The following is a 23,607-nucleotide window of genomic DNA, read 5'->3' as shown; positions in this document are numbered from 1 at the left end:
GTGACAGCAACGGCGGCACGCAGGCGCGCACGGCCGCTGACCTGAGCGATCGGAGCAGGAGGCCGCCGGGGCTCACGGAGTGGTGCCACCTTCACGACGGAAGCGACGTTCTGGCTGATCTCCTCCTCGGCGACCGCGTGGGTCAGGGCCGCCCGCAGGGCATCGCGACAGCCCGGCCTCCGGCGTGCCGTCGAACAACTTCGGTGTCCGCCGGTCGGTGACCCGCGACTTCGGCTCCGGCGGCCCCTTCACGTTCACCGTCTCCGCCACCGACGGCGTCCGCGTCTACGTGGACGGCTACCGCCAGATCGACATGTGGTACGGCACCGGTGACACCGCCCGCTCCACGAGCCTCAACCTCACCGTCCCCTCCGGCAAGCACACCCTCCGCGTCGACTACGTGAACTGGACCGGCGCCGCGAAGGTCAAGTACACGTACACGCCCCGGACGTCGGCCACGTACAAGACGAAGCCACTCGCCCCCACCGGCGTGAAGACCGCCTACAACACCACGACCCGCCGGGCGACCGTCTCCTGGTCCGCCAACAAGGAGATGGACCTGGCGAGTTACTCCCTCTACCGGCGGCCCGTCGGCTCCAGCACCTGGACGAAGGTCACCACGACCACCGCCCGCAGTTACACCGACCCCCTGGTGAACCCCGACGACCGCACGCCCTACTACTACGAGGTCCGCGCCAAGGACAAGGCGGGCAGCACCTCGTCGGGCAGCACGGACACCATCGTCCGCCCCCTGCCGATCGTCGCCTCCGTGACCGGCGCGTACGACAAGGCGACCGGCAAGGTCACTTTGAAGTGGCCCCTCAACACCGAGCCGCACTTCGACCACTACACGGTCCTGAGCAACGACAAGGTGAACGGCTACTGGAAGTGGGTCCCGCTCGGCACCACCACCGGCAATACCTGGACCACCGCTCAGATCGTCGCCGACGGCGAGGCCCGCCACTACCGCATCCTCGTCACCAACGATGGCGGCACCACCACCTACAACCCGGACCGGCTCGTCGCCTACGCCACCAACGAGCTCTGGCTCAACATCCCCGACGGCATCGCCCCGGCCTACGCCCCCGAACTCCTCGTCGGCTCCTGCGAGGGAGGCATCCGGGCGACCGCCAACGACTACACGCGGGCCCCGATCCGCGACTTCACCGGCTTCGAGATCGAGCGCCGCGAGGCGGGGACGGACACCTGGTCGGCCGTCCTGCACCGGGCCTACGACCCGCGCTTCGACCCGGCCTACGTCACCGTCTGCGACCCGCTGCCCGCCGACGCGCGCACCTATGAGTACCGGGGCCCCCGCTCCCGGTCGGCGGTGTGCCTGTAGGACCTCAGCGCAACCGGTATGACCGCCGGCGACCGATCCGCATGGAACTACGGATCAGAAGGTTGCAGGTTCGAATCCTGCCGAGTGCACAGCAGGCCGGAGGCCCCCAGGAGAAATCCTGAGGGCCTCCGGCTTTTGCGTTGACGGCAGTGTTGACGAGCTGTGGAGCAAAAGGGAGCTGAGGCCAGGAGGCCAGGGCGAGCGCCCAGTTCGAATCGGCGAGCCGGAATCCGCAGTGACCCTTCGCTGTGCCCGAGGCCCCGAGGCCCCGAGGCCCCGTGGCTGTGGCGGCCGACCTGCGCGGCTTCACCCACCTGTCCGGGCCGGGGCCCGAGTTGTCGTCCAAGGCCCGCAGAAGCACGGCCGGGTCAGGCCGACGCCTTGACGGCCGAGCCCGCCCGGGCCCGCTCCTGCACGACGCGGCGGCGCCGGGTCGGCATCCCGAACGTCGGGTTGGCGACGCCCCAGGTCGCGCCTTTGCAGACCAGCTCCTTGTAGACGGCGGCGAGCCGTCCGGTCAGGGCCGCCCGGACGGCGCGGTCGTCGGCGGTGACGTACTGGATCACGCCTTCCCTGCGGCCCAGTGAGATGCACTGGTTGAAGTAGCGGAGCGGCGCGTTCGGGAGCTTCCCGCCGGTCAGGCGTGCCGCGATGGCGTCGGCGGCCTGCCACGCGGTGGGGGTGCCCGAGGCGCACGACATCCGCAGCGGCTTGCCGCCTGGGCCCATGGCCATGGCCGCGTCGCCGATGGCGTACACGTCCGGGTGCGAGACCGAGCGCATGGTCCCGTCGACCACGATCCGGCCTGTGCCGGTGACCTCCAGAGCGGTGGCCTTCGCGATCGGGTGGACCGCGAAGCCGGTGGTCCACACGGTGACCGCGGCCGGGACGGACGTGCCGTCGGCGGTGGTGACGCGGTCGGCCTCCACGCCGGTGACGGCGGTGTGCTCGTGCACGGTGACGCCGAGCTCGTCGAAGACCTTCCGCAGGTGCCGGCGGCCTTTGGGCGCGAGCCAGTCGCCGAGCCCGCCGCGGGCGACGAGGGCGATACCGAGGTCCGGGCGGGCCTCGGCGATCTCGGTCGCGGCCTCCAGGCCGGTGAGGCCGCCGCCGACGACGACTACGGGCTGTCCGGCATCCAGGCCGGCCAGGCGCTTGCGCAGCCGCAGCGCTCCGGGGCGGCCGGTGATCTCGTGGGCGTGCTCGGCGGTGCCGGGGACGCCTTGGGTGTTCCAGCCGCTGCCGAGGGCGTACACGAGACTGTCGTACTCGAGCTCCTCGGCGCCGTTCGCGTCGATGACGGCGACAGTCTTGCGGCCGACGTCGACACGGGTGACCTTCGCGAGCTTCAGTTCGACGCCGGTGCCCGCGAACATCTCGCTGAAGGGCCGGGGCTTGAGGTTCTGGCCGACCGCCAGCTGGTGCATCCGGACGCGCTCGACGAAGTCGGGCTCGGCGTTGACGAGGGTGATGGCGACGTCCTCGCGGCGCAGCCGCTTTGCGAGGCGACCGGCGGCGAAGGCTCCGGTGTATCCGGCTCCGAGGACGATGATTCGGTGCTGCATTTCCCTGCTCCTGTCTCGCGCGGGTTCGCCACCTGAACCGGGCAGCCCGCTGTTTCCTGACAAGAACGCGATGTGAAGCACCTCACATCGCGGTCAGAAGATGTTGAGCAGGGGTTCCCCGTGGTCGGCGGCCGCCCACCGCTGGGTCGCGCGTTCGAGCTTGTCGGGGTTGACCTGGTTGCGGAAGGCGGTGATGCCCTCGGCGGTGACCTCCAGGCACATGACGCCGATGACCCGGCCGTCGAAGACAGCCACGAGGGCGGGGGTGCCGTTGGCGGTCGTGGCGTAGATCCCGGGGGAGCCGCCGACGATGGCGCGCTTGGCCTTGCCGGGCTTGAACAGGCCCCGCATGAATGTGGCGACCGCGAGGGCGCCCTCGAACGCCTTGGCGCTGGCCGGGACCTTCCCGCCGCCGTCGCCGATCGAGATGGCGTCTTCGGTGAGCAGCCGCACGAGCGGCTCGGTCCGGCCGCTGGTGGCGGCCGCGAGGAACTCCTCGACGATCCGCCGGGCGGCGGCCTCGTCGATCTCGTTGCGGGCCTTGCTGTCCGCGACGTGCTTCTTGGCGCGGTGGAGGATCTGCTGGCTGGCGGCCTCGGTGATGTCGAGGATCTCCGCGATCTGCCGGTGCGGGTGGTCGAAGGCCTCCCGCAGCACGTACACCACCCGCTCGTTGGGGGAGAGGCGCTCCATGAGGGCGAGGACCGCGTACGAGACGGATTCACGCTGCTCGGCGGTGTCGGCCGGGCCGAGCATCGGGTCCCCGGCGAGCAGCGGCTCGGGCAGCCAGTGGCCCACATAGGTCTCGCGCCGGGCGCGGGCCGAGGTGAGCTGGCTGAGGCACAGGTTGGTGAGGACCTTCGTCAGCCAGGCCTCGGGGACCTCGATGCGGTCGATGTCGGCGGCCTGCCAGCGCAGGAACGTGTCCTGCACGGCGTCCTCGGCATCGCTCGCGGAGCCGAGGAGGCGGTAGGCGATGGCCTCCAGGCGGGGCATGGAGGCCTCGAACCGGTCCATGTCGTTCATGGTCAGAGCCATGGCCCGGATCCTAGTGCCGTGACCGGCAATGTTTGCCCGGAAGGAGCGTCGTCCAGTGCGTGCGATCGCAAGGCGGCCGGAAGCCCTTGGAATGGGGTCTCCCCTGCTCGAACGGAGTTGAGAGCTTGGGGAAGGAGCTACCAGGGTTTTTGGCCAACGCAGCGAGCGTGCGTGCTGGGCGGCGTGACGGGGCAAAGCTTGCCGGGAGGGGCACTGGCTCTCGCAGCGCGCGACGGACCGTGGGCTGCGTCCATGCGCTGCTCGACCGGTGCTGTTCGGCTTCCCGGACGCAGTGGATCGCGTCACCCCTGTCTCCCGGGGCCCCGTGTGCGCCGATCGCCCTTCCCCGCGCGGCCGGTTGATCGGGATCCCCGCTCCGCCGCGGAGCCTCGTTACGATCGCACGCATGAGCTGGCACTGCACCGGGTTGCGATGGCCCCCAGAAGGGCCGGTCCTGGGGTGGCAGAGGGACGGGGCGAAGGGCCGGGCGGTGGGCGGGGCCGGTTCGACGCGGGTGAGTGTCCTTGCGTACGGGAGGGAGCTCGGGTTCCGCGCCGGCGGTGAGCGGCACTGTGTGGGGGCACGGGGGAACGTGTGTCCGCCGGGCGCCCTGGTGTCCGGGCGGAGTACGGGGGCGCGGTGCCCGGAGTGCGCGCGGCTGGACCGGGCGCATTCGGTGGCCGCCGACACGATCGCCGACGACCCCCGGACGTACCGCGTCTATCTCGCCTGGTTCGGGCCCGGGATGGTGAAGGCCGGCATCACCGCGGAGGAGCGCGGCGCGGCGCGGTTGCGGGAGCAGGGGGCCGTGGTTTTCAGCTGGCTGGGGCGCGGACCGTTGATGGCGGCGCGGCGGACCGAGGAGCTGCTCCGTGCGGCGCTGGGGGTGCCGGACCGGATTCCGTACGCACGCAAGCGCGTCGTGCGGGCCGTGCTGCCGGGTGCCGCCGAGCGGGTCGCGGAGGTCGAGGAGCTGTACGGGCGGGCGGCGGCGCTGGAGGCGGGGGCGGGGTGGCCGCAGTCGCTGGAGCGGCTGCCGTTCGATCCCGTCGACCACACAGGGGTGTTCGGACTGGACGGGCCGGTCGAGGTGGAGCGGGCGGTGACCGAGCTGGTGGACGGCGGGGTGGTCGGCGGGCGGCTGGTCGCGGCCGCCGGGCCCGATCTGCATCTGGCGACCGCGGACGGGGTGGTCGTGCTGGACACCCGGCTGATGACCGGGTGGGAGCTGGTGGGGGCCGATGCGCGGTCCGGGGTGACGGTGCCGGTGGTCGACATCGGGGGTGGTGGTGTGCAGGACGGGCTGTTCTGAGATCGTCGGTGATCCGGGCGGGCCGGGGGCGAGGAGTGCGCGATGAGTGGCGAGAGCGATGACGTGGTGCGGTTCTGGGAGCGCCTCGGGCTGCCGGGGCTGATCGACGTCCATACGCACTTCATGCCGGAGCAGGTGCTCCGCAAGGTGTGGGCGTACTTCGACTCCGCCGGACCGCTGACCGCCATGGAGTGGCCGATCGCCTACCGGCACGACGAGGACGAACGGCTCGCGCTGCTCCGGTCCTTCGGGGTGCGGCGGTTCACCTCGATGCTCTACCCGCACAAGGCGGGGATGGCGGCCTGGCTGAACGGCTGGGCGGCCGACTTCGCGCGCCGGGTGCCCGACTGCCTGCACACGGCGACCCTCTTCCCCGAGGAGGGCGTGGAGCGTGATGTCCGCGAGGCGGTCGAGGCGGGGGCGCGCGTCTTCAAGTCGCACCTCCAGGTCGGGGCCTACGACGCCAACGATCCGCTGCTGGAGCCCGTGTGGGGGCTGCTCGCGGATGCCGGGGTTCCGGTGGTGATGCACTGCGGGTCCGGGCCCGCGCCCGGCACGTACACCGGGCCCGGGCCGGTCGGCCGGCTGCTCGCCCGGCACCCTCGGCTGCGGCTGGTGGTGGCGCACATGGGGATGCCCGAGTACGCGGAGTTCCTGGCGCTGGCGGAGACGTACCCCGAGGTGCGGTTCGATACGACGATGGCGTTCACGGACTTCTCGGAGAAGTTCGCGCCGTTCCCGGTGACGGAGCGGGGACGGCTCGCCGATCTCGGGGACCGGATCCTGCTGGGGACGGACTTCCCGAACATCCCGTACCCGTACGTGCATCAGCTGCACGCGCTGGAGCGGCTGGAGTTGGGGGACGACTGGTTGCGCGCGGTCTGTTACGGGAACGCGCACGCGTTGTTCGGCCGGGGCTGAGCGCCCTCGGGCACTTCGCGCTTTCTCAGGGAATTCACAGAATCGGGAAAGGACCCTCTCAGAGGCCTCTCGCATCGTTGAGGCATGACGACGACCTCGCCCCAGGGGCGTACCGAACTGCTGAGGCCGGACCGCAGTCCCGTCCGTGTGCTGGTCGTGGACGACGAGGCTCCGCTTGCCGAGCTGCTCTCCATGGCCCTGCGCTACGAGGGCTGGGAGGTGCGCAGCGCCGGGGACGGTGCGAATGCCGTCCGGACGGCACGCGATTTCCGGCCCGACGCCGTGATCCTCGATGTGATGCTGCCCGACACGGACGGGCTCTCGGTCCTCGGCAAGCTGCGCCGGGAGCTCTCCGAGGTCCCCGTGCTGTTCCTGACCGCGCGCGATTCGGTGGAGGACCGGATCGCCGGGCTCACGGCGGGCGGCGACGACTACGTGACGAAGCCGTTCAGCCTGGAGGAGGTCGTGGCGCGACTGCGCGGGCTGATCCGGCGGTCCGGGACGGCGGCGGTGCGGAGCGAGTCGACGCTCGTCGTCGGTGACCTGGTGCTCGACGAGGACAGCCACGAGGTGAGCCGGGGAACGACGTCCATCCACCTCACCGCGACCGAGTTCGAGCTGCTGCGCTTCCTGATGCGCAATCCGCGACGGGTGCTGAGCAAGGCGCAGATCCTCGACCGTGTGTGGAACTACGACTTCGGCGGGCAGGCGAACGTCGTCGAGCTGTACATCTCGTATCTGCGCAAGAAGATCGACGCCGGACGGACGCCGATGATTCACACCCGGCGCGGAGCGGGATATCTGATCAAGCCCGGTGAGTAGCCGGACGAGGCGGTGGGGCAAGGGACCGTGGACGCTGCGGACCCGGCTGGTGGTTGTCCGCGGTGACGCTCGTCGCCGTGGTCGCCGCGGTGATCGGCTCGGTCACCACCGTCGCCTTCCACCGCTATATGCCCGGGCTCCGGCCCTGCCGTCCGGTGGGACCGCCGCCCTGGCCTCCCGTCGGGGGCTGTCCCGTTCCGCCGCCTGCGACCTGGCCCAGCCCACCGGCTGAACCAACCGTCCGCACAGGCCACCCGTGCCACGGCCAACCCCGCCGAAAACAGGCGGGGTTGGCTTACGATTTCCATCGGAGTCCCTCGGTTGGAAGGCAGTGTGCACCCCATGACGGTTGAAGACCAGCGGCAGCCCGGAGAGCAGCCGGCGCAGGACCCCATGGCGGACCAGGGGCCCACCCTTCCGGTCTGGGTGGCCGTCGATGATCTCGATGAGCTGCTGGAGGACTCCAAGGGGGTGTTCGGCCGCAGTGGTGACGCGGTGCTCCGCCAGGTCCCGCTGGGCCCCCTCCGTAACAACCTCACCAAGTTCGTGGACGACCTTCAGCAGGTCTTCGCCGATGTGGCCGCCCGTGGCGGCACGCTTCCGCTGAAGGAGGCGCAGCTGTCGTTCCAGGTGACGGCGACCGGTGGCGTCCAGCTGATCGGCACGGGACAGGTGCAGGGCACCCGGGCCATCACGCTGGTCTTCAGGCAGTAGTTCCATGGGCAGACACCTGGCGCTGCTGATCGGGGCCAGCGACTACCGGTCCTCGGGCTCGTTCTCCTCACTGGATTTCATCCCGGCCGAGCTCGACCGGTTGCGCAGGGCCCTGGAGGCGCGGGGCTTCGACCGGGTCGACGTGGTGGCTCGAGGGCAGGGCGGTGTGGTGGAGGTCGGCCGTTCCCAGATCCGGGGCCAGGTCAATCAGTTCCTCCACGAGACGGCCAAGGTCGGCGACAGCCTGCTGATCCTGCTGAGCGGGCACGGCGTACATCATGAGGGCCGGGACCTGATGGTCCCGGAAGGACTGCATCGGTACGACTCCGCCACGGAGGAGTCGGTGCCGGTCGACTGGGCGAAGGCGCTGGGGAGCAGTCCCGCCACCTCGGTGGTGTTCCTCCTGGACATCTGCCGTGAGGGAGTGCGCGAGGAGACGAAGTCGGCCGCCGTTCTGCAGCCCCGGAGCAGGCGGGAACTCGGCTGGAAGCTGGACCGCGTCCGCAAGGTGGCCCGGGTATTCGCCTGTGAGCCCCTGGAGTTGTCGCTCTGGCAGAGCGGAAGCACGTCCGAGGACGGTACCGAGACACCTTCATTCAGTCTGTTCACCCGGGCGGTGACCGACCTCGTCGAGGAGGAAGGGCCGCCGGTCCGCCTGGACGACCTGCTGGAGAAGGTGCAGGGCCGGATCACCGAACTGCACACCTTGCACGGCAAGCCGGGACCGGCGCAGCGCATCGACCACCAGATAGCCGGCGCGCACGGACCGGGCGACTTCGTCGTGCTGCCCGGCGTGCTCGGGGCGGAGCAGGCCCCGGCGCGGTCGTACGAGGACCACCCGTGGACCGGCATCGTCACCGGGCATGTCGCCTGGGACCTCGTTCCGTCGCCGCATCCGCCGGCGGTCGCGCCGCTCAAGACCCATTGCGCGGCGGTGGCAGCCCACCTGGCGGCCCTGAACGAGCGCTACGAGGAGGTTCTCGTAGACGATCCCTGGCACGATCCCGGCCGTGCCGAGCGCGCTGTCAGCCGGCTCACCCACCTGCTGACCGGCGGTGCGTCGCCCGGGAAGCGGACTCTCCTGGCGGCGATGACGCCCACCGAGGCAGCGCTGCTGGTGCTCACTCCGTTCGTGCTGGAGACGGCCCATCGCGCGCTGGCGGCCGACCTGCATCGTTCGCGCGCGGCCGAGTCGGCCGAGTTCGACACATTCACCGGCCAGTTTCCGAGAGAGCGGCGCCGGATGGAGCAGGCGGAGCAGGCCGGCAACGCCGAGGCGGTACGGCAGATCCGGTGGTGGCTGCTCCGCCGCTGGCTCCTCTACCGGCCGGAGAGCTACCACTCGGCTGTCGTGGAGCCGTTGATTCCGCCTGCCGGGGAGGGCGTGCCGCAGTGGGTGACCACCGCTCTGGGGCCCGGACAGTTGATCCGGCTGCTGAACGAACTGCGGCTCGCTCCTTTCACGCTCTCCGGCGACGGGACGTCGGCCGTGGGGGAATCCCTGGCCCAGGAGACCGAACTGCGTGAGCAGGTCGTCGCCGCACCCGGCGACAACGACCAGCACATAGTCCGGGAGCGGCTGGTGGGCGCACTGCTCAAGACCGCGCTGGCCCTCGCGGTCACCGGCGACGGCCTGCCGCCGGTGGTGGTGCAGAACCTCGGCTTCCGCGATCAGGTGGATCTGCCCGCACTGCTCACCGCGGTTGAGAAGGCGTACTGGAATCCCTCGGGCGCCTCCGCCGAGGAGTCGGGCAAGGCCATCGTGCTCCACGCGCGCAGCGGCGACCACGCGTCCACCCTCGCCCTGGAGCTGTACTGCGGCCAGGTGGACAGCCTGCTCCGGGACATCCACGACCAGGCGGGCCGTCTGCCGGACCTGCGGCCCCTGTCCACGCTGCCGGTACGGGTGAGCCCGGCTGTGGACGCCCCCGCCCACAGCCGGGAGGCGATCCGCTTCCGGGCGGACGAGGAGCGCGTGCTCGACCTTCTGATGGGCCGGAATCTCTACAAGGACCCCGAGCTCGCGGTACGCGAGCTGTACCAGAACGCTCTGGACGCCTGTCGGCACCGCGCGCTGCGCACCGAGTACCTCCGGCGCACCCGGAACCCGCTGCCGGAATGGGAGGGCGCCATCAGCTTCACGCAGGGCGTCGACGATTCCGGACGCGCGTATCTGACCTGTCACGACACCGGTATCGGGATGGGCGTCAGGGAGATCCGGGACGCGTTCTCCGAAGCGGGGGCGCGGTTCGTGCAGATGCCGGAATACGTGCGGGAGAGGGCACTCTGGCAGCAGCACGCCTCCGACCTCCGGTTCTACCCCAACAGCCGTTTCGGTATCGGCGTGCTCAGCTACTTCATGCTGGCGGACGAGATCATGGTGGAGACCCGACGGTTCACCATGGACGGTCGCACCGGCCAGGGTCTGAGAGTGCGGATCGCCGGTCCCGGCAGTCTGTTCCGGATCGACTCGCTGAAGACCGACCCGTGGAGCGGGGATCCGCTGCCCGACGACCCGCTGGGGGGCGACGCAGGCACCAGGGTGACGCTCTATCTCCACCCTGCGGAGCCCGACGAGCGGCCGGTGTCGTGCGTGAGCGCCCTGGCCGGGCAGCTGTGGGTCTCGCCCTTCCGTACGGTCGCCTCGCACGGATCCATGCACGCCGAGTGGAATCCGTACGAGCTGCGCCCCGAGGCCCTCATCGACCATCATCTGGATCGCCGACGCGTAGGGGGCTACCTGAGGCTGCCCGAACCGCAGATCGTCCCTGCCGAGGACAGCAGGCTGCACTGGGTGAACGGCCCTGGCATCCTTCTCGCCGACGGCATCAGGACGGACACGGACACCTTCGGTGCGGTCATCGACCTCCGTGAGGAGCTGCGGCCCGAAGTCCTCTCCGTCGACCGGGTGGACCTGCGCAAGTACGACGAGCGGGCCGTGGAACGGCTCAAGCGGGAGGGGCTGCCGAGCCTGATCAGCAGCCCCGTGTTCACATACGACTGGGTCGTGGCTCAGCCCTGGGACGCGGAGGAGTTCGCCGACGACTGTGTACGTGCCGCCGCGGCGGCCGGGGTGAAGTGGACGGTCGGCGGTCGGCGGGCGGCGGTGGCGGACACCGGGGTATTCCCGCCCGACGAGCTGCTGATCGACGCCCTGACCGGACGTGGAAGCGATCCCGTACCACCGGGACGGGACGACCACCTGCTGGTCGCGTGCATCCCCGAACCCGTGCTGCGCTGGCGGCTTCCCTGCCTGCTGCGGGCCGGCTTCGGCGGTCCCGCGGCCGACGCCGAACGCCTGCCCACGCTGCCCACGGCGCTCCCCTCGGACGTGTCGTTCCTGCTCGGCGAACGGGCGGGAGACGGCGAATCCGGATGGAGCGCCCGTCATGCCGCCTGGGCGGTACGCTCTCTGCCCCGCAACCTGGCCTGGCACAGTGGCAACGTCTCCCCCGTGCTGGAGGCTTGCGGCGTGCTCATGCTGTTGACCCTGCCCGAGTGGACCTGGCCCGACGAGATCGGGACGTCCGGGATTCTCGGCCGGCTGTCCCGGACGGGCCGGACGGCCGGAGAGCTCGCGGAGCGGTTCCGGGCGATGGGGCTGAGGGTGTCCCTGCGTCGCGAGCTCGCCGGGATCGGTGCGAGTGAACTGGATCTGATCCGGAAGGTCGGCGGCGTCGGGTGGGTGGAGGCGGGTGCCTCGCTCTCCTGGGGGCAGCTGCTCGCCTCGGCCGCCCGTAGCGGTACGCCCGTGGCGACGGCCGCCGCCCTGCTCAAGGACCTGGGATACGAACCGCCCAAGCCGCCACCGGGGTTCGCCGAGCCCGTTCCCGAGGACGCGGAGCTGTTGGACGTCCTCCTCCGCGACGTACCTGACGCCGCCCATGGCGACACGCCGGCACTGTCGCCCGCCCGGATCAATGTGGTGGCCGCGCAGACGAACAGATCCCCGGCCGCGGTAGCCGGGCGTCTCTCCTCACTCGGCTTCGACGTCCCCGCGGGCTTGTGTCCCGCCAGGCAACTCGAAAGCAACGAACTGATCGTGCTCAGCCTTGATCTGGACGAACGCTCCCCCTGGCTGTCGCCGGACGCCGAGGTCCCGGCCCCCCACCTGTTGGCGGCTGCCGTGCGGACCCGCGTTCCGGTGGAGACGGTGGCGCAGTGGCTGCGCGCCCTGGGATTCGCCGTTCCCGCGGTGCTGCCGAATCCGTCCGAGCTGAGCGACCGGGACCTGGTCCTGCTCAGCGGCAGTTACAAACGCGTGGGCAACTTTCTGCCCAAGGACCGGATGGTGCGCCGCAGCCATCTGCTGGACACCCGGGAACGCTTCGGAATCCCGGTGCTGGAGGCCCGTGAACGGCTGGCCGAGCTCGGTTACCGCCTGCCGCCGCCGAACCCGGTGGTGGATGAACTGTCCAACGACGACCACGCGTTGATCGACCCGTACATCCGCGATTCCGACGACGACACGGACTGCAGGGTCGTGCCGTCCAGTCATGTCAGGGCAGTGGCGGAGCGGCTGGGTATCCCGGCGCAGGAGCTCGCCGGCAACCTTGTCGAGATGGGGTGCGCGCTGGAGACGCCCCCGGACTCGTACGGCACGACGGCGGCGGGTGCTCTGCTGCTGGATGTCCTCGACACCGCCGAGGAGGACCTGTTCGGCCTGCGGCTGCACGCGGGCACCTGGATCTCGCTCTCCGAGCTGGTCTCGGTGGCGATGCGGCTGGGGCGGCCGTTCCGGGAGATCGCGCTGGAGGCCGCCCGGCACGGCTTCCGCCACGAGGCGGAACCGTGGTTCGGCGAGCAGCAGGGGGCCGGGACGGAAGCGTCCCCGTGACGGTCCTCGCCCCGCCCGGGCAGAACTGCCCCGCCCCCGTACCGGTCCTCAGCCGCGCCGCAGCAGCAGATCCGCGACGACCGGGCGGTGGTCCGAGGCAAGTGTCTCGGCCACCGCCGCGTCGCGTACCCGTACGCCGTCCTTCGACACCGCCACGAAGTCGATCCGTTTCACCGGGTCCAGTGCGGGGAAGGTCGGCGCGTTCGGTTCGGCGTCGGTCAGGTCCTCCCACAACGGGGCCAGCTCCGGGGCGCCCGGCTCCGCGTTGAAGTCGCCGAGCAGCACCTTCCGCCCCTCGTCCTCCGCCATGATCCGCCGGGTGTCGGCGACCTGTGCGATCCGTACGGACGGGTCGCCGCGGTAGTCGAGGTGCGTCACATACACATGCACGGGCATCCCCTTCACCCGTACGACCACCTCACCGAAGCCGGGCGCGGGCTCCGGCACGGGGTTGGGGACCTGGGTGGAGAGCCGGGTGATCTCGTGGTTCTCGGCGCTCACGATCCGGTACTTCGACAGCACCGCGACCCCGAACTCGCGCCGGGACGCGCCGGGAGTCTCCGGATCGAGGCTGTAGATCGGGGCGAACGACACCTGCATGCCCAGCCGCTCCGCCAGCTCGCCCGCGACATCGCGCCACTCGCTGCGCGTGCCCCAGTGGACGTCGACCTCCTGAAGCCCGATCACATCGGCGTCCAGCGAGCGGAGTTCCGCCGCCTGCCGGTCCAGGTCGAAGACGTTGTCCATGCCCGAGCCGGCATGGATGTTGTACGTGGCGACGCGCAGCGGCACCGGATGCCCCTGCCCGACAGCTCCGGCGGGCGGGGCGGCGACCGTCCCCAACAGACCCGCGGCAATCAGGACTTCCACCGTACGACGACGCAGTGACATGCCACTCCAGCCCTAGTCGGCTTCCTGTTGGTCAGCGTCGAGCACCGTACCCCGCGAAAGTCGCTTGTACGCCGTACAAGAGGTGCCTTACGGTGTGCAGGCGATTCTCTCGTACACCGTATAGGAACTTCAGGAGCTCAAGGAGCCCGCATGACGGCGACCGCCGCCGAGCAGAACCACCTCTCGCCACCGAGCCACCCGCAACGCTGGCTGATCCTCGGCGTCATCTGCCTCGCCCAGCTCACCGTGCTGCTCGACAACACCGTCCTCAACGTCGCGATCCCCTCCCTCACCCGGGAACTGGACGCGTCCACCGCCGATGTGCAGTGGATGATCAACGCCTATTCGCTGGTCCAGTCGGGTCTGCTGCTCACGGCCGGCAGTTCCGCCGACCGCTACGGCCGCAAGAAGATGCTGGTCGCCGGGCTCGCCCTGTTCGGCATCGGCTCGCTGGTGGCCGGACTGGCCCAGACGTCCGTGCAGTTGATCGCCGCCCGCGCGGGCATGGGCATCGGCGGTGCGCTGCTGATGACCACGACCCTGGCCGTCGTCGTCCAGATCTTCGACGACACCGAGCGGGTCAAGGCGATCGGTGTCTGGTCGACCGTCAGCTCGCTCGGCTTCGCCGTGGGACCGCTGATCGGCGGAGTGATGCTCGACCACTTCTGGTGGGGGGCGATCTTCCTGATCAACATCCCGGTCGCCGTCATCGGCCTGGCCGCCGTGATCCGTCTCGTCCCGGAGTCCAAGAACCCGAACGGCGAGCGTCCCGACCTGCTCGGCGCGCTGCTGTCCACCATCGGCATGGCCTCCGTCGTGTACGCGATCATCTCCGGCCCGGAACACGGCTGGACCTCGGGCCGGGTGCTGCTGACCGCGTTCACCGGGGTCTGCGTCCTCACCGGATTCGTGCTGTGGGAGCTGCACATCCCGTATCCGATGCTGGACATGCACTTCTTCCGGAACCAGAAGTTCATCGGGGCGGTCGCGGGCGCGATCCTGGTCGCCTTCGGGATGGGCGGCTCGCTCTTCCTGCTCACCCAGCAGCTCCAGTTCGTCCTCGGCTACGAACCGCTGGAGGCGGGGCTGCGTACGGCTCCGCTGGCGCTGAGCGTCGTCGCGCTCAACCTCACGGGCCTGGGCGCCAGGCTGGTGCCCAAGCTGGGCACGCCCGTCACGATCGCCGCCGGGATGAGCCTGCTGGCCGCCGGTCTCGCCGCGATCGCCCTGCTGGGCGGCAACGGCTACGGCGGCATGCTGCTCGGCCTGGTCGTCATGGGCGCGGGCATCGCACTCGCCATGCCGGCCATGGCCAACGCGATCATGAGCGCCATCCCGCCGGCGAAGGCGGGTGTGGGCGCGGGGGTCAACGGCACGCTCGCCGAGTTCGGCAACGGCCTGGGGGTCGCGGTCCTCGGCGCGGTGCTGAATTCGCGGTTCGCCGCGCTCGTGCCGGCGGCCGTCGGGGCCGCCTCGCTTCCCGCCGCGCTCGCCGCGGCGACCGATGACGGCGAGCGGCAGCGGATCACCGACTCCTTCGCCTCGGGACTGGAGACCAGCCAGCTGGTCGGGGCGGTGGCGGTGCTGGCGGGCGGGCTGCTGGCCGCCGTGCTCCTGCGCCGGGCGGAGCGGGCAGAATCCGCTCAGGCAGACTCGGCCGCGGCAGCGGCATAGCATCAGGTGGGGCGGACCGGACTGTACGAATCCGGTTCGTGTGCAGGGGGTACGGATCCGGTTCAGTCATCCCGTCCGTCCCGCCTGCAAGACGAGGAGAGTGCGCCATGGTGTCCGCGGCCGACCGTGTGAAGAACCCTGCGAGGACCAGCGTGTGGCTGGATCGGCGGGCACCGTCGCGCACCCGCAAATCGGATCAGCCGGCCGGCCTCGACCGTGACAGGATCACCGCGGCGTCGGTCCGGCTCCTGGATGCCGAGGGTCTCGCCAAGTTCTCCATGCGCCGGCTCGCCGCCGAGCTGAACGTCACCGCGATGTCCCTCTACTGGTACGTCGACACCAAGGACGACCTGCTGGAGCTGGCCCTCGACTCGGTCTACAGCGAGATCGCGCCTCCCCGGGAGGAGGCGCACTGGCACGACCGGCTCCGCGAACTGGCCACCAGCTACCGGGAACTGCTGGTCCGGCATGTCTGGGTGTCGCCGCTCGCCGGGCATTTCCTCAATATCGGCCCGCACTCGATGCTGTTCTCGTACGCCGTCCAGGACGTGATCCGGGCGACCGGGCTGCCGCTGCGCCGGCAGACCGGCGCTCTCTCCGCGGTCTTCCAGTTCGTGTACGGATTCGGCACCATCGAGGGCCACATTGTGCAGCGTTCCGCGGAGGCGGGGCTCAGCCAGGACGAGTTCTTCCAGCAGGCGGTGGGCGCCGTCCGGTCACAGCCGCAGCTCAGCCGGATCGTCGAGTCGTCGCAGGACCTGATGGACGCCCGTGGCGGCGACACGGTCGAGGAGATGCGCGAGCGGGATTTCGCCTTCGCCCTGGACCTGCTGATCGCGGGCATCGAGGCGATGCGGGACCGCTAGGTCCTGTCCGGTCGACCTTCGTGGATCAGCCTGCGGCGTCCGGTGCGGTGCATCGCAAGGCTGAGGATCGTCCTCGTACCGGGCGTACTCGGGCGACTGAGGACAACGCGGCGAGGTGCCGTGCCGGACGTCGCGGCCCACGAACATCGGCCGGACAGGACCTGGCCAATACCCCTCCCGGCAAGGAACCGCACCAGCGGCCCGCCCCGCAGCGCATCCGGTAGTGCGGCCCCGACACAGATGAACGGTTCCTCCGGCGGTGTGCTGGAGAAACCCTGTTCCACCGGGCGGCTGGTGATCCGCTTCAGGCCGCGGACGACGTGGGCGCCGACCGTCGGTGCGGCCGGCAGCCAGGGCCGCGCGAGCAGGCCCGGCGCCGGAAGGACGGTCTCACCCATCCCGGAACAGCCGTCAGCTGCCGGGTGCCAGGCGGGCGGGGAAACCGCCCGTAGCGATGGGCCCCCACCGCTCCGGGGTGATCCGGATGATCGACTTGCCCTGCTTCACCATCGCCGCCCGGTACTCGTCCCAGTCCGGGTGCTCTCCCGAGATGTTCCGGAAGTACTCGACGAGCGGCTCGACCGAGTCGGGTGCGTCGATCACCTCGGCCGACCCGTCGATCTGCACCCACGGCCCGTTCCAGTCGTCCGACAGGACGATCACGCTCACGCGCTCGTCCCGCTTCGCGTTCCGGGTCTTGGCCCGTTCGGGGTAGGTCGAGACGACGATACGACCCGCGTCGTCGACGCCGCACGTCAGCGGCGATCCCTGGGGGCGGCCGTCGGCCCGGGCGGTCAGCAGGATCGCCCGGTGCCGGGGCCGTACGAACGCCAGCAACTCATCGAGCTCCACGGCGGTGTTGGTCGCGATGTTGGGTGCCATCTCCGCAGACTACGACGGCAGGGACTCGCCCTGCACGGCCTGGATGTCCAGTTCCACCCGCAGTGTCGTGCCGATCGCCGAGATGCCCGCCTGCACCACCTGGTTGTAGTTCATGGCGAAATCGTCGCGGCGCAGCTCTGCCGTTGCGCTGAACGCCGCGCGCACCCCGCCCCACGGGTCGGGGCCGGTGCCGAGGTAGCTCAGGTTCAGGTCGACCGGGCGCTCGACGCCGCGCATCGTCAACAGGCCGTGCACGGTCCAGCGGTCGGGGCCGGCCGGGGCGAGCCCGTTCGAGCGGTACGTGATCTCCGGGAACCGGTCCGCGTCGAGGAAGTCCGGCGAGCGCAGGTGCTTGTCCCGCATGCCGTTGCCCGTGTCGATGCTGGCCGCGCTGATCACGGCGTCGACGCGGGAGCGGTGGACCTCCTCGGCGATCTCGATCCGGCCGCCGAACTCGGTGAACCGGCCGTGCACGCTGGAGATCCCCAGGTGCTGCGCGACCGCTCCCACCGAGGAGTGCGCCGGGTCCAGCGACCAGGCGCCCGGCGGCGGCAGCTCCACGCCGACCTGGCGGGCCAGCACCACCGTGCCGGCCTCGACCCGCCCGCTCGCCGTGACGAGAGCGGTCGACGCGGCGGGGGCGTACCCGACCGCGGTCACGATCACCGTGTACGCGCCGGCCGGGAGCAGGGCGTCGGTCCGTACCGCCCCGTCCTCGTCGGCGGCCGCTCGCAGCACCTGGGTGCCGGTCATGTCGGTCACCGTCACGACCGCGTGCTGGACGGCCCAGCCGTCCCGCGTCCGTACCTGTGCGCGAAGTCCCATCCCGTTTCTCTCCTTGCTCCATGACTCAACGAGTCGGGCCCCGGGGCGGGGACGGCAGGCCGTCCCCTGCCTGCCGTACCCACCACCGGGGCCCATTTCCACCGGGGGCAGCCTCTCCGCTCGAAGCGCTGTCCACCAGGGGTCTGTGTTACTCGATCACTCGCCGGCGTGGGCGAGCTCGATGTCGTGGCCGTCGACCCCGCGACCGGCCACGGTCAGCGCGCCGGCCACCGGCGGGTAGCCGGTCGCGATGACCGAGTACTCGCCCGCGTCCAGGTCGGCGAAGGCGTACGCCCCGTCCTCCCCCGTCGTCGAGGTGGCGACCACATTGCCCGCCGCGTCGACGAGCGTGACGCGGGCGTCCGGGAGCGGCCGCCGGGCCGAACCGGCCCGCACGACACCCTGGACCAGCGCACCGGACTGCAGTACGGCGTCGACCCGGGTGACACCCTGGCCGCCGATCTCCACCGGCAGCGCCAGCGGACGGAAGCCGGCGGCGTTCACCGCGACGGTCACCGCACCGGGCACCAGCTCGGTGAAGGTGAACTCGCCGCTCCCGGTGGACTTGCCGGTGGCCAGCACATCACCGCGCACATCGGTCACGATGACCATGGCGCCGTCGACCGGATCACCGTTCTCGGCGGCCCGCACGGTCCCGGCCAGGCCACTCGTACCGGCGAGCAGGATGTCGTACGACAGCTGCTGGCCGCCGACGACCACGGTGGACGCCTGCGGCTGGAAGCCGTCGGCGGATGCGATCAGGACGTAGCTGCCGGCGCCCGGCGCGTCCAGACGGTAGCTGCCGTCGGCCTGGGCGACGGAGCGCCCCAGCTGCCGGCCGCCCAGCGAGATCAGCGTGACGGCGGCCCGGGCGACGGGTGCGCCCTCGGCGCCCCGCACCACACCGCTCACCGGGGTGCCCTGCACGGTTGCCACCGGGGCGACTTCGGCCGCGCCCTCGGAGACCGGCGCGGCAGCGCCGGACGGGACCTCGGAGAGCACCGCGGCGGGAACCTCGTCGGGAGCATCGGCCCCCACCGGGGCGTCGTTCGCCGCGTTCGTCTTCAGCGCGACCTCCTTGATGAAGATCGTGATGATGAAGGCGATCAGCGCGGCCGGAGCGGCGTACAGGAAGACATCGCCGACACCGTGCCCGTAGGCACTCTCCACGACCGTACGGAACGGTGCGGGCAGCTTGTCCAGATCGGGGATGCCCCCGCCACCGGTGCCGCCGTGGCCCAGGGCGGCGCCCTTCGGACCGAGCTCCGCGAGGCCGTCCTTGACGTAGTGGGTGACGCGGTTCGCCATGACGGCGCCCAGCGCCGAGACGCCGATCGCACCACCGAGGGAACGGAAGAAGGTGACGACGGAGCTGGCCGAGCCGAGGTCGGACGGAGCGACCTGGTTCTGCGTGGCGAGCACCAGGTTCTGCATCATCATGCCGATGCCGAGACCCATCACGGCCATGAAGGCGGCGATGTGCCAGTACTCCGTGTCGTACCGGAGGGTGCCCAGCAGCCCGAGCCCGGCGGTGACCAGGAAACCACCGCTGACCAGCCAGGCCTTCCAGCGGCCGGTCTTCGTGATGATCTGGCCGGAGACCGTCGAGGAGATGAACAGACCCGCGATCATCGGGATCGTCATGACGCCGGACATCGTCGGCGACTTGCCCCGCGCCAGCTGGAAGTACTGGCTGAAGAAGACCGTGCCCGCGAACATCGCGATACCGACGAACAGCGAGGCCAGCGAGGCCAGCGTGATGGTGCGGTTGCGGAAGAGGCGCAGCGGGATGATCGGCTCGCTGGTCCGGGACTCGGTGTAGACGAAGAGCAGGGCGAGGATCAGGGAACCCGCGAGCATCACGCCGGTCTGCCAGGACAGCCAGTCGTACTTGTCGCCCGCGAAGGTCACCCAGAGCAGCAGCAGCGAGACGGCGGCGCTGATGAAGAACGCGCCGGTCCAGTCGACCTTGACCTCACGCTTGACGACCGGGAGCTTCAGGGTCTTCTGGAGCACGATCAGCGCGATGACGGCGAACGGCACACCGACATAGAAGCACCAGCGCCAGCCCATCCAGCTGGTGTCGGTGATGACTCCGCCGAGCAGCGGACCACCGACGGTGGCGACGGCGAACACCGCGCCGATGTATCCGCTGTAGCGACCGCGCTCGCGCGGGGCGATCATCGCGGCCATCACGATCTGGGCGAGGGCGGAGAGACCGCCGACGCCGATGCCCTGGACGACACGGCAGGCGATGAGCATGCCGCTGCTGGTCGACAGACCCGCGACGACCGAGCCCAGGACGTAGATGACGAGCGCTATCTGGACCAGCAGCTTCTTGCTGAACAGGTCGGAGAGCTTGCCCCACAGAGGAGTGGTGGCGGTCATCGCGAGCAGCGAGGCCGTGACGACCCAGGTGTACGCGGACTGGCCGCCACCGAGGTCCGAGATGATCTCGGGGAGAGCGTTGGAGACGACGGTCGACGACAGGATCGCGACAAACATGCCGAGCATCAGCCCGGCCAGTGCTTCCATGATCTGCCGGTGTGTCATCGGCGCGCCGTCGGAGGAAGAGATTCCTCCGTGCTTGGCGTGGCCGCCCCGCACACCGGTTGGTGTGGTCGTAGCCATTGAGTTCCTTTGCTTTGCTTCTGTTACACGGGTGTACGGGTGTGCGAGCCGTTGTCGCTGTCCGCGGGCCGCGTGCGGCACCCGTGGCTGTGCCTTCCGGGAGCGCACCCACCGGAACTGCGACAGGTGAAACTGTCACGCAGCCGGGCCAACAACGTGTTGAGCTGTCCGACCTCGTCGTCGGACCATTCCTGAAGGTTGTGGGCGAACATTTCGGCGATCCGCCGGTTCAGGTCGCCGAGTACCGCGTTTCCCGCGGGGGTCAGCCGCAGGATGCGGGACCGCTTGTCCGCCGGGTCCGCAGACCGTTCTATCCAGCCGTGCTCGGCCACATGGGCGACATGTCGGCTGGTCACCGACAGGTCGACGGCCATGAGCTCGGCCAGTCTGCTGATCCGCATTTCGCCGTGCTGGCTGAGTAGGGCCAGTACCGCGGCGGATCCGCCAGGACATTCAGCAGGGAGGATGCGCGCGATTCCGCGTTTGACGGCCCCGACGGCGCTGAGCTGCCGGGCCAGTTCTTCGTACTGACTCCGTGCGGCCACGGGACCCCCAGACCGGTTCTGTGCATTTTGTTGCTTAGGGCAACCATAGATTCCGTTGGTTGCCGCAGGCAAACGAAAGTGCCCTTGCAGAAGTAAAGGAACGCAAAAGGCTGTGTAGGGCTCGGGTCAAGGGCCCAGCGTGTGGGGGTGGGCGTCGGTCCACTGCGTGATACGTCACAGGTGGCCTCGAAACGGCATAAGGCCCCGAATGTCACTCGGGACCTGGCCGGAGCCCCTGGGGGGCGTGAAGTGCTGGCGGACCGCTAGGGTCCTGACCCATGACACACAACCGTTCCTGGGCGCCCGGCGCGAGGAGCTATGCGCCTGGCGGGCCATCCCGAACGGTCTTGGATGACCTGGTTCTCCGCTTTCGTACCTCGGTGGCGGCACGCGTCGTGCGTGTGATCCAGTCCGTGGCGGGCAGAGTCCCTGGCGTGCAAGAGGGGCCGAGCGTTTGCCGGAGGACCATTCTGCACTGCGTCAACGCTACAGTTCCACAGGCTTCATATCGCAGTATCCGACGAGCACTTCACCCGATCGAGTGGGAACGTATCCATGCGTAATCAGCCGCCGGTAAATGGCAACCCACAGGGCCCCGAGGGCAACCACGACCCCGCGGGCAACACCCAGATGTTCCGCGCCTTCGTCGACGAGGGCGAGCCGCAGCGCCGGCAGCAGCCGGCCGCGTCGTCCGGACCGAAGACCGGGGTGATCGTCGCCGTCGTCGCGGTGATCGTCGTCCTCGGCGCGGTCGCCTGGCTCGCGCTCCGCTGATCTGCCCCGCCCTTCCCATCCGTCATTTCCAGACGGCGGTGACGTCCCGGGTCTCGACAGGGCATGCCCAGGGGCACCCGCCAGGCGTCCACACAGACGGTGTACGTCTTCTCCCGCGCCGTTCCCGCGCCGATCGGCGCGGGAACGGCGCGGTCGTTTCCACGGTCGCCCAGTCGATCCCGAGCCCGCCGATGATGTGCGTGGCGAAGGTGACCGTTCCCGACCGGGCCGGTGAGCCGCCGGTATTGCGGAACTCGACCGTCACCTTTTCGCACCAGCGGTGATCGGCCGCCGCCCGCTCGGGTGCGCCCAGGGTCAGCACGGCAGGTCCCGCGGGTGCGGTGGGCCCCGGTGCGGACGGGTGGAGGGAGTCGCTGAGCCGCCCCCCGTGCCGCCCGAGGCCGTGCCACCTGTACCGCCGGTATCGCTGCCACCCGTACCACCCGCGGAGCCCGTGGCGCCCCCGGTGGTTCCGGCGGAGCTGCTGCCGGATGCGCCGGAGGACTGCGCACCGCCGCTCGTGCTGTCGCCCGTGTCGCCGCCCGCACCACTGCCGATGCCGCCCGTACCGCCGGAGTGGCCGCTCGAGGCGGAGGAGCCCGGCCTCGGCTCCGTACCCGCGCTGCCGCGGCCCTCCCCGTCCAGCGGTATCAGCGTCACCCTGCCCGAAGGCGCGACCGCGCCCCTGGGTGCCTTCTCCGGGTCGGTGCCCGCCGCGCCGACTGCCGCATAGCCGTCTCCGTCGCCCGCCCCGGCGTCGCAGGCGGCCCATGCGCCGCCCGGGCACAGCACGGCCGCCGAGGCGGCGATCACGGTGCCCCGGCGGCCGGTCGAGCCGAATGCCTGACGTCGCGTCGCGCCAGTGGCTGACGGGGCGTCAATTCGGAACCCTCGCGCGACTGCGCGTGGGTCAGTCGGCGATGAGCCCCTCCCTGAGCTGGGCGAGCGTCCGGGTCAGCAGGCGTGAGACGTGCATCTGTGAGATGCCGACCTCCTCGCCGATCTGCGACTGGGTCATGTTGGCGAAGAACCGCAGCATGATGATCTGCCGCTCCCGGGGCGGGAGTTTGGCCAGCAGCGGCTTCAGCGATTCGCGGTACTCGACGCCTTCCAGCGCCGAGTCCTCGTAGCCGAGCCGGTCCGCGAGCGAGCCCTCGCCGCCGTCGTCCTCCGGGGAGGGCGAGTCCAGTGAGGAGGCGGTGTACGCGTTGCCGACGGCCAGGCCGTCGACCACGTCCTCCTCGGAGACCCCGAGCGCCGCCGCGAGCTCCGGCACGGTCGGCGAACGGTCGAGCTTCTGGGCCAGCTCGTCGCTGGTCTTCGTCAGCGCGAGCCGCAGCTCCTGGAGCCGGCGCGGCACCCGCACCGACCAGGAGGTGTCCCGGAAGAAGCGCTTGATCTCGCCGACGACGGTGGGCATCGCGAACGTCGGGAATTCCACGCCCCGTTCGCAGTCGAAACGGTCGATCGCCTTGATCAGGCCGATCGTGCCGACCTGGACGATGTCCTCCATGGGTTCGTTACGGCTCCGGAACCGCGCCGCGGCGTAGCGCACCAGCGGGAGGTTGAGCTCGATGAGTGTGTCCCGTACGTAGGCACGCTCCGGGCTGTCCGGTCCGTCGGGCCCTGGTGCGGGACCCAGGGCGGCGAGCCGCAGGAACAGGGAGCGGGACAGAGTGCGGGTGTCGATGGCTTCCGGCGAGCTGGTGAGCGCAACGGGTGCGGGTGCGCTCTTCGTGAGCGTGAGCACCTTCGAGCTGCCCTGTTCTGCGGACATGCCACCCCCTTGAGGTCGCGGACGGTCGCGGTAGCCACGACCATCGGAGGAACGCAGCCTCCACCTGAATACCGGAGGGGAGGCTGCGGCAAACGCGGTTCACGCAGAATGTCACATGTCGGCAACACGCTGTAGTGACATGTCGACAAGTCAAGGTGGCGTATGCGCAGTTAACAGGGGGTGTGCGGCAT

At 70.3% G+C, this 23,607-nt stretch carries 18 protein-coding genes and 1 pseudogene; 11 read left to right on the top strand and 8 right to left on the bottom strand.

The window, feature by feature from the left end; all coding sequences use genetic code 11:
* Positions 1-184: 184 nt before the first annotated feature.
* Complete coding sequence (locus AB0I23_RS14745) at positions 185-1,342, top strand: hypothetical protein (RefSeq protein ID WP_359109573.1); 1,158 nt, start codon at positions 185-187, stop codon at positions 1,340-1,342.
* 368 nt (positions 1,343-1,710) lie between these two features.
* Here the strand turns inward: AB0I23_RS14745 and AB0I23_RS14740 are convergent, their stop codons facing one another.
* Positions 1,711-2,907 (bottom strand): NAD(P)/FAD-dependent oxidoreductase, encoded by a 1,197-nt coding sequence (locus AB0I23_RS14740; protein WP_359109572.1) that lies wholly within the window; start codon positions 2,905-2,907, stop codon positions 1,711-1,713.
* A 93-nt stretch (positions 2,908-3,000) separates the two neighbouring features.
* Complete coding sequence (gene sigJ / locus AB0I23_RS14735) at positions 3,001-3,945, bottom strand: RNA polymerase sigma factor SigJ (RefSeq protein WP_359109571.1); 945 nt, start codon at positions 3,943-3,945, stop codon at positions 3,001-3,003.
* Between the two features lie 406 nt (positions 3,946-4,351).
* Here sigJ and AB0I23_RS14730 point away from each other — a divergent pair, with 406 nt between their 5' ends.
* The 6 genes and pseudogenes from AB0I23_RS14730 (at position 4,352) to AB0I23_RS14710 (ending at position 12,551) form a co-directional block, all read left to right on the top strand.
* Positions 4,352-5,257, top strand: coding sequence for a DUF2797 domain-containing protein (locus AB0I23_RS14730; protein WP_359109570.1), 906 nt, complete (start codon positions 4,352-4,354; stop codon positions 5,255-5,257).
* A 42-nt stretch (positions 5,258-5,299) separates the two neighbouring features.
* Positions 5,300-6,178: an amidohydrolase family protein gene (locus AB0I23_RS14725; protein WP_359109569.1), complete on the top strand. Its 879-nt coding sequence runs from the start codon at positions 5,300-5,302 to the stop codon at positions 6,176-6,178.
* Positions 6,179-6,262: 84 nt separating this feature from the next.
* Positions 6,263-7,000: a response regulator transcription factor gene (locus AB0I23_RS14720; RefSeq protein WP_359109568.1), complete on the top strand. Its 738-nt coding sequence runs from the start codon at positions 6,263-6,265 to the stop codon at positions 6,998-7,000.
* Positions 6,993-7,176 (top strand): annotated as a pseudogene (locus AB0I23_RS41675) (hypothetical protein); the annotation flags it as partial. The gene AB0I23_RS14720 and the pseudogene AB0I23_RS41675, both read left to right, overlap by 8 nt.
* Positions 7,177-7,342: 166 nt before the next feature.
* Positions 7,343-7,714: a Pepco domain-containing protein gene (locus tag AB0I23_RS14715; RefSeq protein WP_359109567.1), complete on the top strand. Its 372-nt coding sequence runs from the start codon at positions 7,343-7,345 to the stop codon at positions 7,712-7,714.
* 4 nt (positions 7,715-7,718) lie between these two features.
* The gene (locus AB0I23_RS14710; RefSeq protein WP_359109566.1) at positions 7,719-12,551 is read left to right on the top strand and encodes a wHTH domain-containing protein; all 4,833 of its coding nucleotides are present in this window, start codon (positions 7,719-7,721) and stop codon (positions 12,549-12,551) included.
* A gap of 48 nt (positions 12,552-12,599) precedes the next feature.
* Here AB0I23_RS14710 and AB0I23_RS14705 read toward each other — a convergent pair whose 3' ends face one another.
* Entirely contained in the window at positions 12,600-13,442 is an 843-nt protein-coding gene (locus AB0I23_RS14705) for an endonuclease/exonuclease/phosphatase family protein (RefSeq protein ID WP_359109565.1), read from the bottom strand.
* Positions 13,443-13,592: 150 nt separating this feature from the next.
* Here AB0I23_RS14705 and AB0I23_RS14700 point away from each other — a divergent pair, with 150 nt between their 5' ends.
* Both AB0I23_RS14700 and AB0I23_RS14695 read left to right on the top strand, forming a co-directional pair.
* Complete coding sequence (locus tag AB0I23_RS14700; RefSeq protein ID WP_359109564.1) at positions 13,593-15,116, top strand: MFS transporter; 1,524 nt, start codon at positions 13,593-13,595, stop codon at positions 15,114-15,116.
* Positions 15,117-15,223: 107 nt separating this feature from the next.
* Positions 15,224-15,982 carry a TetR/AcrR family transcriptional regulator gene (locus AB0I23_RS14695; RefSeq protein ID WP_359109563.1) on the top strand — a complete coding sequence of 253 codons (759 nt, stop codon included), beginning with the start codon at positions 15,224-15,226 and terminating at the stop codon, positions 15,980-15,982.
* A 411-nt stretch (positions 15,983-16,393) separates the two neighbouring features.
* Here the strand turns inward: AB0I23_RS14695 and AB0I23_RS14690 are convergent, their stop codons facing one another.
* From AB0I23_RS14690 to AB0I23_RS14675, 4 genes are all read right to left on the bottom strand, one after another.
* Positions 16,394-16,864, bottom strand: a complete 471-nt coding sequence (locus tag AB0I23_RS14690; protein WP_359109562.1) for a PPOX class F420-dependent oxidoreductase — start codon at positions 16,862-16,864, stop codon at positions 16,394-16,396.
* 9 nt (positions 16,865-16,873) lie between these two features.
* The gene (locus tag AB0I23_RS14685; RefSeq protein ID WP_359109561.1) at positions 16,874-17,689 is read right to left on the bottom strand and encodes a YceI family protein; all 816 of its coding nucleotides are present in this window, start codon (positions 17,687-17,689) and stop codon (positions 16,874-16,876) included.
* 156 nt (positions 17,690-17,845) lie between these two features.
* Positions 17,846-20,320 (bottom strand): MFS transporter, encoded by a 2,475-nt coding sequence (locus AB0I23_RS14680; RefSeq protein ID WP_359109560.1) that lies wholly within the window; start codon positions 20,318-20,320, stop codon positions 17,846-17,848.
* Positions 20,321-20,343: 23 nt separating this feature from the next.
* On the bottom strand, positions 20,344-20,865 hold the full coding sequence (locus AB0I23_RS14675; RefSeq protein ID WP_359109559.1) for a MarR family winged helix-turn-helix transcriptional regulator: 522 nt from the start codon (positions 20,863-20,865) through the stop codon (positions 20,344-20,346).
* 555 nt (positions 20,866-21,420) lie between these two features.
* Between AB0I23_RS14675 and AB0I23_RS14670 the strand changes: the two genes are divergently transcribed.
* Positions 21,421-21,639: a hypothetical protein gene (locus AB0I23_RS14670; protein ID WP_359109558.1), complete on the top strand. Its 219-nt coding sequence runs from the start codon at positions 21,421-21,423 to the stop codon at positions 21,637-21,639.
* 454 nt (positions 21,640-22,093) lie between these two features.
* Positions 22,094-22,372, top strand: coding sequence for a hypothetical protein (locus AB0I23_RS14665; RefSeq protein ID WP_359109557.1), 279 nt, complete (start codon positions 22,094-22,096; stop codon positions 22,370-22,372).
* Between the two features lie 177 nt (positions 22,373-22,549).
* Here AB0I23_RS14665 and AB0I23_RS14660 read toward each other — a convergent pair whose 3' ends face one another.
* Positions 22,550-23,416 (bottom strand): RNA polymerase sigma factor SigF, encoded by an 867-nt coding sequence (locus AB0I23_RS14660; protein ID WP_359109556.1) that lies wholly within the window; start codon positions 23,414-23,416, stop codon positions 22,550-22,552.
* Positions 23,417-23,607 lie beyond the last annotated feature (191 nt).

The sequence above is a fragment of the Streptomyces atratus genome (genome assembly GCF_040655115.1).
Taxonomy (GTDB): domain Bacteria; phylum Actinomycetota; class Actinomycetes; order Streptomycetales; family Streptomycetaceae; genus Streptomyces; species Streptomyces atratus_D.
This window is presented reverse-complemented; position numbering and strand designations above follow the sequence as displayed.